At 40.6% G+C, this 16840-nt stretch carries 16 protein-coding genes; 15 read left to right on the forward strand and 1 reads right to left on the reverse strand.

The window, feature by feature from the left end; all coding sequences use genetic code 11:
• Position 1 precedes the first annotated feature (1 nt).
• The 15 genes from BN2458_RS01255 to BN2458_RS01325 all read left to right on the forward strand — a co-directional run bounded on the left by BN2458_RS01255 (position 2) and on the right by BN2458_RS01325 (position 16052).
• The gene (locus BN2458_RS01255; protein WP_034343842.1) at positions 2–2161 is read left to right on the forward strand and encodes a RelA/SpoT family protein; all 2160 of its coding nucleotides are present in this window, start codon (positions 2–4) and stop codon (positions 2159–2161) included.
• Between the two features lie 2 nt (positions 2162–2163).
• Positions 2164–3372 carry a tyrosine--tRNA ligase gene (gene tyrS, locus BN2458_RS01260; protein WP_034343839.1) on the forward strand — a complete coding sequence of 403 codons (1209 nt, stop codon included), beginning with the start codon at positions 2164–2166 and terminating at the stop codon, positions 3370–3372.
• Between the two features lie 9 nt (positions 3373–3381).
• Positions 3382–4467, forward strand: coding sequence for a nitronate monooxygenase (locus BN2458_RS01265; protein ID WP_034343837.1), 1086 nt, complete (start codon positions 3382–3384; stop codon positions 4465–4467).
• An 8-nt stretch (positions 4468–4475) separates the two neighbouring features.
• The gene (locus BN2458_RS01270; protein ID WP_173644073.1) at positions 4476–5669 is read left to right on the forward strand and encodes an N-acetylmuramoyl-L-alanine amidase family protein; all 1194 of its coding nucleotides are present in this window, start codon (positions 4476–4478) and stop codon (positions 5667–5669) included.
• A gap of 17 nt (positions 5670–5686) precedes the next feature.
• Positions 5687–6541 carry a hypothetical protein gene (locus BN2458_RS01275; RefSeq protein ID WP_034343834.1) on the forward strand — a complete coding sequence of 285 codons (855 nt, stop codon included), beginning with the start codon at positions 5687–5689 and terminating at the stop codon, positions 6539–6541.
• A 2-nt stretch (positions 6542–6543) separates the two neighbouring features.
• Complete coding sequence (gene hisA / locus BN2458_RS01280) at positions 6544–7260, forward strand: 1-(5-phosphoribosyl)-5-[(5-phosphoribosylamino)methylideneamino]imidazole-4-carboxamide isomerase (RefSeq protein WP_034328025.1); 717 nt, start codon at positions 6544–6546, stop codon at positions 7258–7260.
• Positions 7261–7364: 104 nt separating this feature from the next.
• Complete coding sequence (locus BN2458_RS01285; RefSeq protein ID WP_034328024.1) at positions 7365–7739, forward strand: chemotaxis response regulator CheY; 375 nt, start codon at positions 7365–7367, stop codon at positions 7737–7739.
• A gap of 17 nt (positions 7740–7756) precedes the next feature.
• A complete protein-coding gene (locus BN2458_RS01290; RefSeq protein WP_173644074.1) occupies positions 7757–8794 on the forward strand; it encodes a 50S ribosomal protein L11 methyltransferase in 1038 nt (345 codons plus the stop codon).
• Between the two features lie 16 nt (positions 8795–8810).
• Complete coding sequence (gene ftsH, locus BN2458_RS01295) at positions 8811–10715, forward strand: ATP-dependent zinc metalloprotease FtsH (RefSeq protein ID WP_034328022.1); 1905 nt, start codon at positions 8811–8813, stop codon at positions 10713–10715.
• A gap of 17 nt (positions 10716–10732) precedes the next feature.
• A complete protein-coding gene (locus BN2458_RS01300; protein WP_034328021.1) occupies positions 10733–11371 on the forward strand; it encodes a phosphatidylserine decarboxylase in 639 nt (212 codons plus the stop codon).
• Entirely contained in the window at positions 11361–12089 is a 729-nt protein-coding gene (gene pssA, locus BN2458_RS01305) for a CDP-diacylglycerol--serine O-phosphatidyltransferase (RefSeq protein WP_034343828.1), read from the forward strand. The genes BN2458_RS01300 and pssA overlap by 11 nt, the downstream gene beginning before the upstream one ends.
• Before the next feature lie 58 nt (positions 12090–12147).
• Positions 12148–13113 (forward strand): chemotaxis protein, encoded by a 966-nt coding sequence (locus BN2458_RS01310; RefSeq protein ID WP_034328019.1) that lies wholly within the window; start codon positions 12148–12150, stop codon positions 13111–13113.
• Between the two features lie 8 nt (positions 13114–13121).
• The gene (nspC, locus tag BN2458_RS01315; protein WP_407081054.1) at positions 13122–14333 is read left to right on the forward strand and encodes a carboxynorspermidine decarboxylase; all 1212 of its coding nucleotides are present in this window, start codon (positions 13122–13124) and stop codon (positions 14331–14333) included.
• A 1-nt stretch (position 14334) separates the two neighbouring features.
• Positions 14335–15321 (forward strand): tRNA dihydrouridine synthase, encoded by a 987-nt coding sequence (locus BN2458_RS01320; RefSeq protein WP_058122011.1) that lies wholly within the window; start codon positions 14335–14337, stop codon positions 15319–15321.
• Entirely contained in the window at positions 15321–16052 is a 732-nt protein-coding gene (locus BN2458_RS01325; protein WP_034328014.1) for a tetratricopeptide repeat protein, read from the forward strand. The genes BN2458_RS01320 and BN2458_RS01325 overlap by 1 nt, the downstream gene beginning before the upstream one ends.
• Before the next feature lie 43 nt (positions 16053–16095).
• On the opposite strand, the gene BN2458_RS01330 is transcribed toward BN2458_RS01325, so the two are convergent.
• Positions 16096–16827, reverse strand: coding sequence for an alpha-1,2-fucosyltransferase (locus BN2458_RS01330; protein WP_156407268.1), 732 nt, complete (start codon positions 16825–16827; stop codon positions 16096–16098).
• Positions 16828–16840: the final 13 nt, after the last annotated feature.

Consider the following 16840-nt stretch of genomic DNA (forward strand, 5'->3'; position numbering starts at 1 on the left):
TTTGGACTTTTTCGCTCAGATTGCTCAAATCAACGATATAGAATCTGCTGTTGCTAAGCTTCAAACATTAGCAGAGATTACCCCAAAGGTGCAAAAGGCTATTGATGTATCAATGGACGCCCATAACGGACAGCTCCGCAGGAGTGGTATACCTTATGTAGTGCATCCACTTTGCGTGGCGTGTATCGTGGCGTTTTATGGTGGCGATGAAACAATGCTTTGTGCGGCATTATTGCACGATGTGGTAGAGGATACATTTTATTCGCTTGAAGATGTGCAGAAAGAGTTTGACTGGGATGTGGGGCATTTAGTCGATGCGCTAACAAAAATCGTGGAGATTCGCAATGAGGAGTTAAGTAGTAGCCCAGATGATAAGCTCACAGCCTCCGCTTTGAGTTTTAGAAAAATGCTCCTTGCCTCTATTAAGGATATTCGTGCTCTTGTGATTAAAATCAGTGATAGAATGCATAATATGCTAACGCTTAATGCACTCCCCCCACACAAGCAAAAGCGCATTTCCGAAGAAACGCTCATGGTATATGCGCCAATCGCTCATAGGCTTGGTATCTCATCACTCAAAAACGAGTTAGAAGATAGGAGTTTTTTTTATATTTTTCCCCAAGAATATGAGAAAATCGCAGATTACATCAGTGAAAACAATCAATCCATTACATTAAAACTCAATGAATTTATACAAAAGGTTACCACTATACTTTTACAAAATGGATTCACACAAAAAGATTTTGTTGTAGAAAGTCGTGTAAAGCGGTTTTATTCGATTTATCTCAAAATGCAGCGCAAGGGCGTGAGTATTGATGAAATCCTTGATTTATTAGCGGTGCGCATCATCGTGCCTACGAGCTTAGAGTGTTATAAGGTGCTTGGACTCTTGCATTTACAGCTTACGCCTGTAATTTCGCGCTTGAAAGACTATATCGCCATTCCTAAAGAAAATGGTTATCAAACAATCCATACGACCATATTTGAGGGTGCGAGCATCTATGAAGTTCAGATTCGCACTTTTGATATGCATAAGTCTGCGCAGTATGGCGTGGCAGCGCATTGGAAATATAAAAGTGGAGGGCGAGAGCCAAATTTAGAATGGCTCAATAATTTGCAGTATCAAAATGATACCATTGAGGAGTTTTATGAATTAGCTAAAAATGACTTATATAAAGAAGATATGGTGGTTTTCTCTCCTGCTGGAGATATTTATAGTCTCCCTGTGGGTGCCGTGGCACTTGATTTTGCCTATGCAGTGCATAGTGATATAGGCGATAATGCCAAAGAGGTTTTTATTAATCATCAAAAAGCTTCGTTGCTTCAGCCACTCAAAAATGGTGATATTGTGCGCGTGGTGGTATCACAAAGTGGTGAAAAGATCCCCCCGCGCTGCACTTGGCTTGATGCAGTAAAAACCTCTAGGGCAAAGAATCATATTAGAATCCAGTGTCAAACGAAGCTCAAGGAGATTGATAAAAAGGTGGCATTGCATATTTTGCAAACAATTTTTGATAGTTCCACATATACGATTATGAGCTATTTGAAAGAAAATAGACTAGATTCTAATATCCATAAAGCTGCCTGTGATGTGTCGTTTCTCAAAGAAGTAAAAAATAGCATTAGGGGTAATTTTGCGCGTGAGGCAAATTTTTTAGGCAAGATTAAAATTAATATGCTTAAGCTTAAAGAGCTTTCGTTTGATAATATCATCGTGCATACAAATCGCAATATTAACGAGGTCATTTTTGATTATTGTTGCCACCCCAAGTATGGTGACAATATTTTGGCGATTAAAAGTGCGCAGAAGGCATATATTCATCACAAAATGTGTGAGCGGGCGTTAGGCGAGATAGACCAAGGTAGCGAAATGCTTTTCGTGCAGTGGGCGAGTGAGCAAAAGACAAGCTATAAAATGATTATTGCGCTTGAAAATCAAAGGGGCGTTTTGGCAAATTTGTGTGGCATACTTGCAAGAAACAATTGCAATATTTTGAGTGTGGATTATGATGTGCTAAAAAGGCAGTTTTCGGCATATTGCGAGATATGTTTTGAAAGCAAGACGATTGATGTTAAGGCATTACGAGATATGCTCAATAAAAAATACAAAATTATTGAGCTAAGCAATCTTAAAGATGCGTATTTAGGGCAGAAAGGATAGGTATGGATATACAGACACAAGAGGTTATGCGGGAGATTTCGCGTGGCTGTGTGGAGTTTATAGGGCAAGAATATATTGCTACTTTAGTGGAGCGTTTTTTGAGCACAGGGCAAAGATTTTGTGTGAAGGCTGGATTTGATCCTACTGCTCCAGATTTGCATTTGGGGCACACTGTGCTTTTGCAAAAACTCGCCATTTTTCAGCAGTATGGTGGAGATGTGAAGTTTCTCATCGGTGATTTTACGGCGACTATTGGCGACCCAAGTGGCAAGAGTGAGACGAGGAAGCCTCTAACTAGGGAGCAAGTAGAAGCAAATGCGCTCACTTATAAAGAGCAGGTTTTTAAGGTGTTAAATCCTGCATACACACAGGTTTGTTTCAACTCTAAGTGGCTTAGTGAGTTGGGGGCAGCTGGTATGATTACGCTCACTTCTAAGTTTTCTGTCGCGCGTATGCTTGAGCGTGATGATTTTACCAAACGTTACAATAATAATCAACCCATTTCTATGGTGGAGTTTATGTATCCGCTTTTGCAAGGTTATGATTCTGTTGCTTTAAATTGTGATATTGAGCTAGGGGGCAATGACCAGAAGTTTAATCTTTTGGTTGGACGGCATTTGCAGAGGGCGTATGGCTTAGACAAAGAACAATCCGTAATGACAATGCCACTCCTTGAGGGGCTTGATGGTGTGCAAAAAATGAGTAAGTCTCTGCAAAATTATATCGGTGTTACAGAATCTGCCAATACGATGTATGCGAAGATTCTAAGCATTAGTGATACAATGATGTGGCGCTATTATGAGCTGCTTTCAACGCTTTCTTTACAAGAGATTGAGAGGCTAAAAGGGGAGGTCGATGCGGGTAAAATACACCCAAAAGTTGCAAAAGAGAATCTTGCTTTAGAAATAACTGCGCGCTACCACAGCGCAGATTTAGCAAAAAAAGCTAAAATAGAGTTTGATAATGTATTCAGTAAAGATGAAATCCCCACAGATTTGGCTGTATTTACTTGCAGCGAAGGCGAATGGATAGCTAAGGTGCTTGTAAGCGCAAAGCTATGTGAATCTAGCTCTCAAGCAATGAGGGATATTCGTTCCGGGGCATTGAAAATCAATAAGGAAAAGGTTGTAGATTCTAATCTCAAGCTTTCAAAAGGCGAATACATTGTGCAAATTGGCAAGAGACGCTTTGCAAAAGTGATTATTGTATAAGGGGAGATGATGGGATTAAAACCACTTAAAATAGGCAAACACACGATTAAATATCCAATTTTTCAAGGCGGTATGGGTGTTGGTATTAGCTGGGATAGGCTCGCTGGAAATGTGTCTAAAGAGGGCGCACTTGGCATTATTAGTGCGGTAGGCACTGGCTATTATCAAAAAATGCAATTTGTTGAGAAAATCACTAATTCTAAGCCCTTTGAAGCAATTAATTTTTATTCTAAACAGGCTTTAAATGAAATTTTTAAGAATGCGCGTAAAATTTGTGGCAACAATCCTCTGGGGGTAAATATTCTCTATGCCATTAATGAATATGGTCGTGTGGTGCGTGATGCGTGCGAGGCAGGGGCAAATGTGATTGTAACAGGAGCTGGGCTTCCCACAAATATGCCAGAATTTACAAAAAATTTTCCCGATGTCGCACTCGTGCCTATTGTGTCCTCTGCTAAAGCACTAAAAATTATTTGCAAGAGGTGGGTAGATAGATACAAGAGAATGCCTGATGCAGTCGTGGTTGAGGGTCCCCTAAGTGGAGGACATCAAGGATTTAGCTATGAGGACTGCTTCAAGGAAGAATATCAGCTCGAAAATGTGCTGCCGCAAGTTGTGAGTGAGGCAAAAAAATGGGGCAATATTCCAGTTATTGCCGCTGGCGGTATTTGGGATAGAAGTGATATTGATAGAATGCTCGCCTTAGGAGCGAGTGGTGTGCAAATGGGGACAAAGTGGCTTGGTTCTTTAGAATGCGACGCCCTTGCATATAGGGACTTAATGCCACATATCACCAAAGATGATATTGAGCTTATCAAGTCTCCAGTGGGTTATCCTGCTCGCGCAGTGAAAACAGGTGTGCTTGAGGCAATGGCAAGAGGCGATGCACCGAAGATTCGATGCATTAGTAACTGCGTAACACCTTGTCATAGAGGTATAGAGGCAAAAAAAGTAGGTTATTGCATAGCAGATTCTTTGGGACGTGCCCATAATGGCGATAGGGAATATGGCTTATATTTTACGGGAGCAAATGGATATAGAATTGAAAAGATTCAACCAGTGAAAGAAATCATCGCTGAATTAGTCCAAAACTAGGGGTGTGAATGTTGCGGATTGTGGCAAGTTTATGCCTTATATTTTTGTGCCTGTATGGTGAGCATCGCATTGTAAGAATGGTGCCTTTTGGCGATAACAATGTAAAAATTGTCTTTGCAAATGATATTAGCAACCTCACTTGGCAAGTCAAAAAACTACAAGAGAATAAGAGTTTTATCGATTTTGAGGCAAATCTCACTATTCCGCGCCGCAATTTTATTTTTAAAGACAATTCTGCCTTGCAAGTAGCGCAAAATACACCAAAGATTGTCCGTGTAGTGATTGCCACCCAACCCAAATCAACCTATGAAATTGCGAAAGAAAAAGAGAATCTCTATATCTTTATCAAAAAAGAAAGTGAAGTAGCAAAAAAAGACAAATCCGCGCAATCGGCGAATCAACCCATAAAGAATCCAACCAATTCAACGAGTCAAGAGACAAATAAATCCAACCAAAATGTGCAGAGTCAACAAACATCAAAGCCAATAAATACGGCAGCGACTTCACCAAAAAATATAAAAAAGTCTAATAAAAAAATAGTGATTGACGCGGGACACGGAGGTAAAGATTGCGGCACAAAGAGTGTTGAAGATGTATGTGAAAAGGTGATTGTGCTAAATGTAGCTAAGATTCTAAAAGATGAGTTAAAAAGTCGTGGCTATGTCGTGTATATGACGCGTGATAGTGATATGTATATTGACTTGCGTAAGCGCACGGAATTTGCAAATGCTAAAAATGCGGATTTATTTGTTTCTATACACGCAAACTCTATACCCAAAGATTCTGCGAAAACTCCTAATGGTGTGGAGACTTATTTCCTTTCTCCCGCGCGGAGTGAGCGCGCCGAACAAGTGGCAAAGGCAGAAAACCAAGGTGATATTGAGACAATGAGTCATTTTGCCACAAAGTCGTTTTTAAATACGATTAGTACCTTTCATCTTGTCGCCTCTCACAAACTTGCCATTGAGATTCAATCAGGTATTTTGAATGAGGTGCGCACACAGCATAATACTCACGATGGCGCAGTGAGAGAAGGTCCTTTTTGGGTGTTAGCCGGTGCGCTTATGCCTTCAGTGCTTATTGAGATTGGCTATGCCTCGCATAAGAGTGAGGGCAAACTTATCGCAAAAAAAGACTATCAAAAGCTACTTGCTAAAGGTATAGCTAATGGTGTAGATGGATATTTTTTAAGAAATTATTAGAACCCTAAGGAGTGAGAATGAAACAACCTACGCGCATTACGATCATTTTTTCATCATTTTTTTTCTCTCTTTTTGTTTTTACTAGCCTTACGCTCTTTATTTCACAATTTTCACATTCTTTTTCGTATTTGTTTTTGATTTTTATGCGCGAGGACCAGCTCTTTGATCATTTAATTACATTTTTGTTTTTCTGTACCTTTGTGTTTTGTAGCGTATTCTTAATTCTTTCAAGTTGGCGTGAGGTGGGAGATTCGCTTAAGCATATTATTATGCTCATCATTGGAGTTATAAGCGTTTATATTGTGATACTAAAACTTGCCTATGTGCCAAAGCCAGAGGATATTATGGATATGTTTGCTATTGAGGGGAGTATTTATCATCGTGGGTTTCTTGAGCTTTTGGCGGATTATTTGCCTCACATTATGATTGTCTCTTGCGTATATATATTTTTTGTGTATCTGCCACTTTTATTTGAGATTTTTGCCCTGCGCCCTAACCGACATAGCAAGCTAGGCAGTGTGCTTGATAGTATGCGCCCCTCGATAAATATAGTCATAGTAATGCTTTTTGGGCTCTCCGTGCAGCCTTATTATTTCCGCGATAATATATATGCGTATATCGATATTTTGGCATTTATTATTGGCTTAATTTTACTTGTGTGGGTAATGATAAAACATAAGAAACCCTTTTCATTCTACGAATATATGAATTTTGCTCTGCTCATACTTGGCATCATTATGTGTTTTATTTGCACCTCTATGCTTTCTATTTCGGACAACTATTTGAATGCTCGTTATGCATTTTTGGTATTTGCTTTTGTAGGTTGGTGTGCCGAGTGGATGTATGAAGATACTAAACCAATTGAGGAGTAGCAATGGCGCTTGATATTTATCCCGCGATTGATTTAAAAGAGGGTAAGGCGGTTAGGCTTTTTAAGGGAGATATGCAGAGTGCTACTATCTATGGCGAGGCATTGGATTTTGCTAAAAAATTTGAAGATATGGGTGCGAAATATTTACATATTGTAGATTTAAATGGGGCATTTGCCGGAAAACCACAGAATTTGAAGGTGATTGAGCAGATTCTGTATTCTACATCGTTAAAAGTGCAGCTTGGCGGTGGGATTCGCAATGAGGAGAGTATTAGGACTTATACGCAAATGGGTGTATCAAGGGTGATACTCGGCTCTGTGGCGATGAAAGATTGGAATTTTACGAAGCGAATGGCGCAGGTTTATCCCATAGCTGTGGGGATTGACGCGCGTGATGGTAAGGTAGCAACACAAGGTTGGGCGCAAGAAAGCAGTATGGATTCAAATGAATTAGCAAAAAAATTTGCAGGAAGCGCAGTAGAGGCGATTATTTGCACTGATATTAATCGCGATGGTGCGCTAAGCGGTATCAATGTATCTTTTACGGAAAATATTGCTTCAAATAGCGGAATCTATACGATTGCGAGCGGTGGATTTGCAAGTATAGATGAACTAAATGCACTGAGTAAGAATCCACACATTAGTGGCGTTATCATAGGCAAGGCATTTTATGAGGGGAAAATAGACATTAAACAGGCTTTGAGGCTTTATGCTCACTAAAAATAATGTAAATTTCAAAAAATATATATGTGATTGTATGGATTTATACAAAAATATGCTAAAATGCCCCTTTTGTTTGTCTGTATTTAAACTAAGGAGATAACTTGAAACTACTAGTTGTTGATGATAGCTCCACAATGAGAAGAATCATAAAAAACACACTTCAACGTTTGGGATATGAAGATATTTTGGAGGCTGAACACGGCGTAGAAGCGTGGCAAATTATGGATACTACCGAAGGGATACAAGTGCTTATTACCGATTGGAATATGCCTGAAATGAATGGACTTGAGCTTGTCAAAAAAGTGCGTGCTGATGAGCGATATACATCTATCCCTATTATTATGGTTACAACAGAAGGTGGTAAGGCAGAGGTAATTACTGCGCTTAAAGCCGGAGTGAATAATTATATTGTGAAACCTTTTACACCGCAAGTGCTAAAAGAAAAGCTCGAAGTTGTGCTAGGTGTGAGTGAATAAACTACAAGCTTTTTATGGTGGATAAGCAGACATACTTTGAGATTATTATCCACCCAAATGATTTTTTGGAACAATTTGCTGAGTTTGTTATCAGTACGACCTCCGTTGCTATAGAATACCTCGACATCTCTCTTGTATCAAACCCTTTTGCTATCACTTACGAAGACTGCTCTTGGCAGAGTGCGGGGTTTAGTATTACAGAGGCAAAAGCCTCAAAACAAAACACACAGATTATTACCCGCTTAGATTACTTAGATGTGGAGGGCATACAGGCATTTTTGCAAACATTACGTGAGTTTAGCTCTATGCTTGCTCACAATACGCAGCAGGATATAGGCTTTTGCTATCATATAGAGGAAAAATCAAATTGTGATTGGATTAAGGCATATGAAGATTCTATTGAGCCAGTGATTTGTGGGGGATTTTATATTCGTCCATTATGGAAAGAATCTATTATTCAAGATGCTAAAAACATAAATATTGATGAAATACTGAAAGATCATATCGCACACACTACAGGTGTTGTAGATTCTCACCAAAACCTACGCGAGATTATCATTAATCCCGCCCTTGCCTTTGGCTCAGGACATCACGCAAGCACGGCGATGTGCCTTGAGTTTTTGAGTGAAATGGATTTGGAGGGCAAAACCTTGCTTGATGTTGGCTGCGGTAGTGGAATCTTGAGTATCGCAGCTTGTAAGCTCGGTGCGAAAGTCTATGCCTGCGATACTGATGAGTTTGCTACGCAGGAGTGCCATAAAAATGCCACGCTCAATGATGTAGCACTTCAGGGCTTATGGCAGGGGAGCATAGCTCAAGCCCCACTTCACACACCTAAGCAATATGATGTGATTGTGGCAAATATTGTTGCTTTTATTGTGAAGCTTTTACACAACGACTTTAAAGCAAAATGTGCTAAAAATGGAGTTTTAATACTCTCTGGCATACTTGATGAATATAAATTTGATATAATAGACTCGTTTAGTAGCTTTGAAGTATTGGAAGTCCGCTCCAAGGATGGGTGGATAGCCTTGAAATTAACTTGTAATAATTAAATAATAAGGACAAAATATGGAAAATCCAAATGAAAAAAAACCACCTTTTAAACAGAATCCTTTTCTTGTTTTTGCTATCTTTGTAATTCTTGCCTTGCTTTTATTTAAGGTTTTTTCGCCAAGCGGGGGAGATTCGCTCACAGATAAATTTTTGGGAGGGAGTATTACAAAAGAGATTAGTTATAATGAGCTAAAAGAACTCATTTCAAAGGGTGAGATAGGCTCTGTAAGTATCGGGCAGACTTATATTAAAGCCTACTCTATCAACACATCGCCTCGAATTTTATATACGACTAAGAAAGTCGCTGATTTAGGGCTTGTGCCGCTGCTTGATGAAAAAAAGATAGAGTATAGTGGCTTTAGTGAAGGTAGCTTTTTGGGCGATTTAGTCAATATGCTTTTGCCTATTTTTATTATTCTTGCCCTATGGATGTTCCTTACTGCGCGTATGCAAAAGAGTATGGGCGGGGGCATTTTTGGTATGGGGAATGCCAAAAAACTTGTCAATGCCGAAAAACCTAATGTGCGCTTTGATGATATGGCAGGGAATGCGGAGGCAAAAGAAGAGGTTGTAGAAATTGTAGATTTCTTAAAATACCCCGAGCGCTATGCGGCAGTCGGTGCCAAGATTCCAAGAGGTGTGCTTTTGGTAGGACCTCCCGGGACAGGAAAAACGCTCCTTGCTAAAGCCGTAGCGGGCGAAGCAAATGTGCCATTTTTTTCAATGAGTGGAAGCAGCTTTATTGAAATGTTTGTGGGCTTAGGGGCTAGTCGCGTAAGAGATTTGTTTGAAATGGCGAAAAAGGACGCACCTAGCATTATTTTTATTGATGAAATTGATGCCATTGGGAAAAGTCGTGCCGCTGGAAGTATGGTGGGTGGCAACGATGAGCGAGAGCAAACACTCAATCAGCTTTTAGCCGAAATGGATGGATTTGGTTCTGAATCTGCTCCCGTGATTGTCCTTGCCGCGACAAACCGCCCGGAGATTCTAGACCCTGCGTTATTGCGTCCGGGGCGATTTGATAGGCAGGTGCTTGTGGATAAACCTGATTTTGAAGGGCGCTTGGAGATTCTCAAAGTGCATATCAAAGATGTTGCTTTGGCACGTGATGTGGATTTGCACGAGATTGCAAAATTTACTGCTGGACTTGCTGGAGCGGATTTAGCAAATATTATTAACGAAGCTGCTCTCCTTGCAGGACGTGAGAATCAAAAAGAAGTAAGCCAAAAGCATCTCAAAGAAGCGGTTGAGCGAGGCATTGCTGGATTAGAGAAAAAATCACGGCGCATTTCGCCAAAAGAGAAGAAGATTGTCGCCTATCACGAAAGCGGACATGCTGTGGTATCTGAAATGACAAAGGGTGCGGATAGGGTAAATAAAGTCTCCATTATCCCGCGCGGTATGGCGGCACTTGGCTATACGCTCCACACACCTGAAGAAAATCGCTATCTTATGCAAAAGCACGAACTTATGGCAGAAGTCGATGTGCTTTTAGGCGGACGTGCTGCTGAAGAAGTCTTTTTGGACGAAATTTCAACCGGAGCGAGTAATGACTTAGAGCGCGCAACAGGAATCCTCAAATCAATGATTAGTTATTATGGAATGACTGATGTGAGTGGGCTTATGGTGCTTGAAAAACAACGCAATACCTTTCTAGGCGGTGGCGGAGCAAGCAGAGAATTTAGTGAGCAACTTGCTCAAGAGATTGATACACATATCAAAAATACGCTTGATGAGAGATATACCTATGTAAAAAATCTATTACGCGATTATAAAGATGCCATTGAAAGTATGGTAAAAGAGCTTTTTGATAAAGAAGTGATTGATGGCGCACGCGTGCGGGAGATTATAGAAGAGTATGAGAAAGCGAATAATCTGCAATCACGCCTTATTCCCATTGAGGAAGAAGAAGTATAAAAAGATAAGGAGAGCAAATGACTACTACGCAAATTATTGCAAAACAAGGCTGGGTAGGGGCATTGGTGCTTCTGGTGGCATTTGTGCTGACATTGTGGCTTGATTGGAACGTGTGCGCATTTGTATTGTGCGTAATGCTTGTTTTGTGGCTTGCGATGTTTCGCAATCCTGAGAGGATTCCAAACGCGAGTGAGAGCAATGTCTTTGTATCGCCTGTCGATGGTATTGTGAGGGATATTGATGCGAATGAGGAACGCATAAGTATTCTTATTGAGACAAGATTTATCGATGTAGGTGTAATACGCTCCCCTTGCGATGTTGTAGAGGGTAAGATGAGCGAAAAGAAAGGTTTAAATCTTACTTGGTGCAGTAAGGAAAAGCGTAATACACTCAACGCAACTATGCGCTTTGAAAGCTTGCAAGAGAGGACATTTTCTATAGATTTTTATCCTATATTCTTTTCATCTCAAGAGCTTTTTGCTTCGAGTAATTTAGATGTTGGTGAGCGTATGGGGTTTATGAAAGCTGGTATGACACGCATTATTATCCCACAAAAGCGACAAAAGGGCGTAGATTCTGATATTGAACTTAAGGTAAGCATTGGTGACAGGGTGAAGGCACTTCAAAGCGTAATAGGATATTTTTATGAAGTTTAATCCACTCTTTATTTTACCTAATCTCTTTACTGCTGGGAGTATTTTTTTAGGTGTTTTGAGTGTTATTTTTTCATCAAAAGGGCATTTTGAATCTGCTTGTTGGTTAATTTTGCTCTCAATGATTCTTGATGGGCTTGATGGGCGAGTTGCTCGGCTCACAAATACTGCGAGTAAGTTTGGTGTGGAGTTTGATTCTCTAGCTGATGTCGTGGCTTTTGGTGTTGCTCCAGCTTTTTTGCTGTATTTTTATGTGGGCATTGATTATGGGCGAGTGGGTATGAGTGTACCCGCTATTTTTGTGATACTTGGTGCAGTGCGTTTGGCTCGTTTTAATATTACTTCAAGTTCTGAGCCAAATTTTTTTATCGGTCTGCCTATCCCCTCCGCGGCGGTCGTGCTAATGTTATGGGTGCTTGTGGATTTAGAATATGATTTCATCAAATCCTATGGCTATGAATACGCCATACTTGGCGGTAGCTTTATTCTTAGTATCCTTATGGTAAGCAATATCCGCTATCCTAGTTTTAAGAAAATGCAGTGGAATTTTAAATCTTTCATAGCAGTCATTCTGCTTCTTGGTGTGATATATGTGAATCCTCAAGTGATGTTGTGTGCTTTAATGAGTGGTTATGTCGTGTATGGTATTGTGCGCTGGATTGTGATTGTGCTAAAAATGCGTTTTGGCACAAAATCTAACCAAAGAAGCGGTGGTGTATAAAGTTATATTTAGTGATTTTGTGCTAGGATATAAGTATTTTTGAAAATGAGGTGCGATTATGTCTAAAACAAGTATGTCAAACATCGATCAGGTAACGAGTCTTCATAAAAATAATGAGTTACAGCTCCTTTGTTTTCGTTTGGAAAAAGGTAAAGATTTATACGCGGTGAATGTGTTTAAGATTCGTGAGGTTATAAAGTATAGGGGCGCACTCACGGTTGTTACACACGAGAATAATAGCCTTGTAGAGGGACTTATTACTATTCGTGAATTGACCGTTCCCCTCATTGATATGCGTAAGTGGTTTTTTTACGATAGCAATAATAAAGGCAAAAATTTGCGTGATTGTGGCGTGAAAAGAGCTTCTGGCGAGGAAGATATTATTATGATTTGCGAGTTTTCTCGCTGGACTATTGGGGTGAGAATCTATGAGGCAGATAGAATATTAAACAAAAAATGGACAGAAATAGAACAGGGCGTGGGCATAGGTGGTGGCGGACACAATGGTAAGCTTGTAAGCCGCACACGTTATTTTGATGGACGCTTAGTGCAAGTAGTGGATATTGAAAAAATGCTCATTGATGTGTTTCCGTGGATTGAAAAAGATAAAGAAGATGGGATTGCAAAGATTTCTCAAGTGGATACGACAAAAAGCATTCTTTTGGCTGATGATAGCCCCACCGTGCTTCGCACAATGCAGCTTATCCTCAATAAACTCGGTGTCGTTCACCACGATTTTATCAATGGCAAACACTTGCTTGACTACCTTTTTGCTCCTACGACTGATATTAGTGCGGTGGGTATGATTATTACAGACCTTGAAATGCCTGAAGCGAGTGGGTTTGAGGTGATTAAGCAAGTCAAGGCAAATCCTGCAACTGCACACTTGCCTATTGTCGTAAATTCCTCTATGAGCGGCAGCAGTAATGAGGATATGGCGCGCTCACTCAATGCGAGTGAATTCATCTCTAAATCCAATCCAGTAGAAATTGAAGCTGCAGTAAGAAAATTTATCCTTAAATAATGCGTGATATTTCTACACTTCTCACACTCCCTTCTCCTTGCTATGTGCTTGAGGAGGAGAGGCTAAATAATAATCTCGCTATTTTAGAATCTGTGCAAAAACAAAGCGGCGCGAAGATTCTATTAGCTCTTAAAGGTTATGCGTTTTGGCGTGTGTTTGAGAATCTTAGAAAAACTTTGAATGGTAGCACCGCAAGTGGATTATATGAGGCAAGGCTTGGCTTTGAGGAGATAGGTGGGGCGGCGCAGGGCAAGGAAGTGTGTGTGTTTTCCCCCGCGTATAAAGAACAAGAAATGCTCCATATCATAGAATACGCAACGCATATTATTTTTAATTCTTTTGCGCAATGGCAGACTTTTAAGCCGCTTATAGAATCTAAAAATCAGCAACTCAAGATTCAAAATCTTGCTCCTATTGAAGTGGGTTTGCGTGTGAATCCGCTGTATAGCGAGGTAGAGCCACCTATTTATAATCCTTGTATCGCTGGTTCTCGTTTGGGAATTACACCAAGTGCATTTCAAAAGGGCGTAGCACAATATGGCTTAGAGGATGTTTCAGGGCTACATTTTCACACACATTGCGAGCAAGATTCTACTGCACTGAAACGCACTTTGCCGCACTTTGAAAAGCATTTCGGTGCTTATATTCGCTCAATGAAATGGATAAATTTTGGCGGCGGACATCACATCACAAGGGCAGATTATCATCGCGATTTACTCGTTTTACTTATCAAGGATTTTAAGGCGAGGCACAATGATGTAGAGGTGTTTTTAGAGCCGGGTGAGGCGGTGGGATGGCAGGTTGGATTCTTAATTGGCGAGGTAGTGGATATTGTGGAGAATGGTATGCCTATCGCGATACTTGATGTAAGTGCGAGTTGTCATATGCCTGATTGCCTTGAAATGCCCTATCGTCCAGCACTCACAAAGCTTTCATCGGCTAATGGTTTAGAATCTGATAAGGGTGAGGGAGTGGGCGCGTATAAGTATCGTTTAGGCGGACCTACTTGCCTAGCAGGTGATGTCATAGGGGATTATAGCTTTGATACGCCTTTGTGTATAGGGGATAGAGTGATTTTTGAGGATATGTTGCATTACACGATTGTGAAAAATACCACCTTTAATGGCGTGGGGCTTCCCTCACTTGGCGTGATTGATACGCAAGGTGTGTGGCGACTTTTAAAAAGCTTTGACTACAATGACTATAAGCAAAGAAACTAGAATGATACGATTTGATAACCTCCTTATGTTAGCCCCCCTTGCAGGATATACTGATTTGCCCTTTCGCAGCGTGGTAAAGGGCTTTGGCGTGGATATTACCGTGAGTGAGATGATAAGCTCCCACGCCCTTGTGTATAACAACACCCGCACACTTAAAATGATTGAAAAATCCCAAGAAGAGCAGCCATATAGCGTGCAGATTTCGGGTTCAAAAGAGGAGATTATCAAAAAAGCGGTGGAGATTCTAAACGAGCAAGAGGGCATTGATATTATTGATTTAAATTGTGGTTGCCCTGCACCAAAGGTAGCAAATCACGGCAATGGCAGCGGACTACTCAAAGATTTGAATCTGCTTGTAAAAATTGCAAATCTCATTAAGGAGAATGCTAAAACTCCCTATACGAGCCTCAAGGTAAGGCTTGGTTTTGATAAAAAAATCCTTCACGAAATCGCTCAGGCATTAAAAGATGTCAAGAGTGATTTTGTGGTGATTCACGGGCGCACAAGAGCTGATGGCTATAAAAAAGAGAGAATAGATTATGACGCGATTGCCTCTATCAAGGCGCAGGTGGATTTGCCTGTAATTGCTAATGGCGAGATTGATAGCGCAAGTAAGGCGCGAGAGGTGCTAGAGCGCACGGGTGCAAATGGTGTGATGATAGGTAGGGCAGCGCTTAGTGCGCCATGGATTTTTTGGCAGATTAAGCACAATACGCAGGAGATTCCGCCAATCATCAAGCAGGAGCTTGTATTGCAGCATTTTAAAAAAATGATTGATTTTTATGGGGAGCGTGGGGCGATTATGTTTCGCAAGAATCTTCACGCGTATGCAAAGGGGCATCAGGGTGCGAGTGAGTTCCGCGACCTTGTCAATCGACTAGAAGATGTGAAAATAATAGAGACGCATATTGAGCAGTTTTTTTCAAATAATCAAATGGTGATGAATGCCTTTCCCCAACTTGTGCATCTCAACAAAAGGACGAGCTAATGCGAAAATTCCTAAAGTATGTTGTGATTTTTGTGGCTACTCTAATGTTTGCAAATGATGTAGAAAATACGCAAGAGACTTTGCTAGAGAGTGAATTGCTTAAAGATATAGAGAGCGCAGATTCTCTTTTTTATCAAGCTGTGGCGATGTGGGTAAAAAATGCCGATGAGGCGAGTAAGAATTTGCAAAAGGCTTGTGATAGGAAGCACCCGGGCGCGTGTTTGTATCTAGGGAGTTACTATGATACGAAGTCGAGGGATAAGAAGGATTCAAAAGAGAATCTTGAAAAGTCAAAGCAATACTATCAGCTTGGTTATGATTATAGTTTGCAGGCGTGTAAGGAGGGCGGGGCGCAGTGGTGTGCTATACAAGCGGTGGCACTCATTGATGGACTAGGTGCGCCAAAAGATGTGGAAAAGGGCTTATCTTACCTTGATGTGATGTGTGAGAATGAGATAGAAAATGCGTGTTTCGTGCTGGGGTCGTATTATTTTTATGGCGTGAATGTGGATAAGGACTTGCAAAGGGCGAGTGGGCTTCATCATAAGGCTTTGGAGCTAGATTCTAAAAAATGTGATGAGAGGTTAAAATACGCCTGTGTAATTAGTGCCGAGATTTATCAGCAGGGATTAAGTGTGGCGAGTGATTTGACAAAGGCAAAGGATTTTTACAATCGTGCGTGCAGCCTTGATAATCAATTTGCGTGTGATTATGTAGGTAGGCTTAAGTAGATTCTGAATCTATCCTCATTCCCCAAATATGCTCGTATCTCTGCTAAGAATGCGGGAGGTGGGTTGTTACATTACGATGTGGCTCATAAAAATTATACGCAGGCGCATAAATGAGCTTTGAGGGGTTGTCTATAAGATATGCTGCCCAATAACTAAAAGTGGAGTTTGCCATAATACCATTTTGACAACTTCGCATAAGCGTGAGGTCTTCTATTGCATTACCCTCACCATTACCTTCCATAAATACAAATTCTACTTGGCGATAAAGCATAGAATCTAAGTATTGTGTAAAATGTTCCTTGCACCATAATATATCATCGCTAAAAACAAATACCACAGGATTTTTTGACTTTTTTATAAGTGCTTTGAGTGCAGCATTATAATACGCACTGCCAAGCTTTATAAAACGCCAATGTTTATCTATAAGATAATCTCCCCTGCGAATATGCAAAAAGGCGGTTTTTGGTGTGGCAGTGATTTGTTGGGCGAGAGACTGCGTGTGTAAAGAAATAGTGCGTGGCACAAATTCTTTTCTTAATATAGAATCTACCTCTTCAAAATATTTGAGATTTGTAAAATGACCTATAAAATAGCTGTGTGGGCGAAAGGTTTTGCGCGATAGAAATGTGTCGAGCAGAGATTGAGATTCATAGGTAAAAAATGGATAAATGAGGCGATTTGCAGGGGAATAGAAAGGACATAGACGCGTCATCATTTTTGTAGCGATAAGATTGTAAAAATCCTTGCTATGTGGCTTTGGTGGGTTGAAGCGCACGATTGGTAGAGAG

It is taken from the genome of Helicobacter typhlonius (assembly GCF_001460635.1).
Taxonomy (GTDB): domain Bacteria; phylum Campylobacterota; class Campylobacteria; order Campylobacterales; family Helicobacteraceae; genus Helicobacter_C; species Helicobacter_C typhlonius.

Bases quoted from the DNA above. Each gene is read 5' to 3' on its own strand.
- tyrS (WP_034343839.1), top strand. From the start codon at position 2,164: ATGGATATACAGACACAAGAGGTTATGCGGGAGATTTCGCGTGGCTGT.
- BN2458_RS01265 (WP_034343837.1), top strand. From the start codon at position 3,382: ATGGGATTAAAACCACTTAAAATAGGCAAACACACGATTAAATATCCA.
- BN2458_RS01270 (WP_173644073.1), top strand. From the start codon at position 4,476: ATGTTGCGGATTGTGGCAAGTTTATGCCTTATATTTTTGTGCCTGTAT.
- BN2458_RS01275 (WP_034343834.1), top strand. From the start codon at position 5,687: ATGAAACAACCTACGCGCATTACGATCATTTTTTCATCATTTTTTTTC.
- hisA (WP_034328025.1), top strand. From the start codon at position 6,544: ATGGCGCTTGATATTTATCCCGCGATTGATTTAAAAGAGGGTAAGGCG.
- ftsH (WP_034328022.1), top strand. From the start codon at position 8,811: ATGGAAAATCCAAATGAAAAAAAACCACCTTTTAAACAGAATCCTTTT.
- BN2458_RS01300 (WP_034328021.1), top strand. From the start codon at position 10,733: ATGACTACTACGCAAATTATTGCAAAACAAGGCTGGGTAGGGGCATTG.
- pssA (WP_034343828.1), top strand. From the start codon at position 11,361: ATGAAGTTTAATCCACTCTTTATTTTACCTAATCTCTTTACTGCTGGG.
- BN2458_RS01310 (WP_034328019.1), top strand. From the start codon at position 12,148: ATGTCTAAAACAAGTATGTCAAACATCGATCAGGTAACGAGTCTTCAT.
- BN2458_RS01320 (WP_058122011.1), top strand. From the start codon at position 14,335: ATGATACGATTTGATAACCTCCTTATGTTAGCCCCCCTTGCAGGATAT.
- BN2458_RS01325 (WP_034328014.1), top strand. From the start codon at position 15,321: ATGCGAAAATTCCTAAAGTATGTTGTGATTTTTGTGGCTACTCTAATG.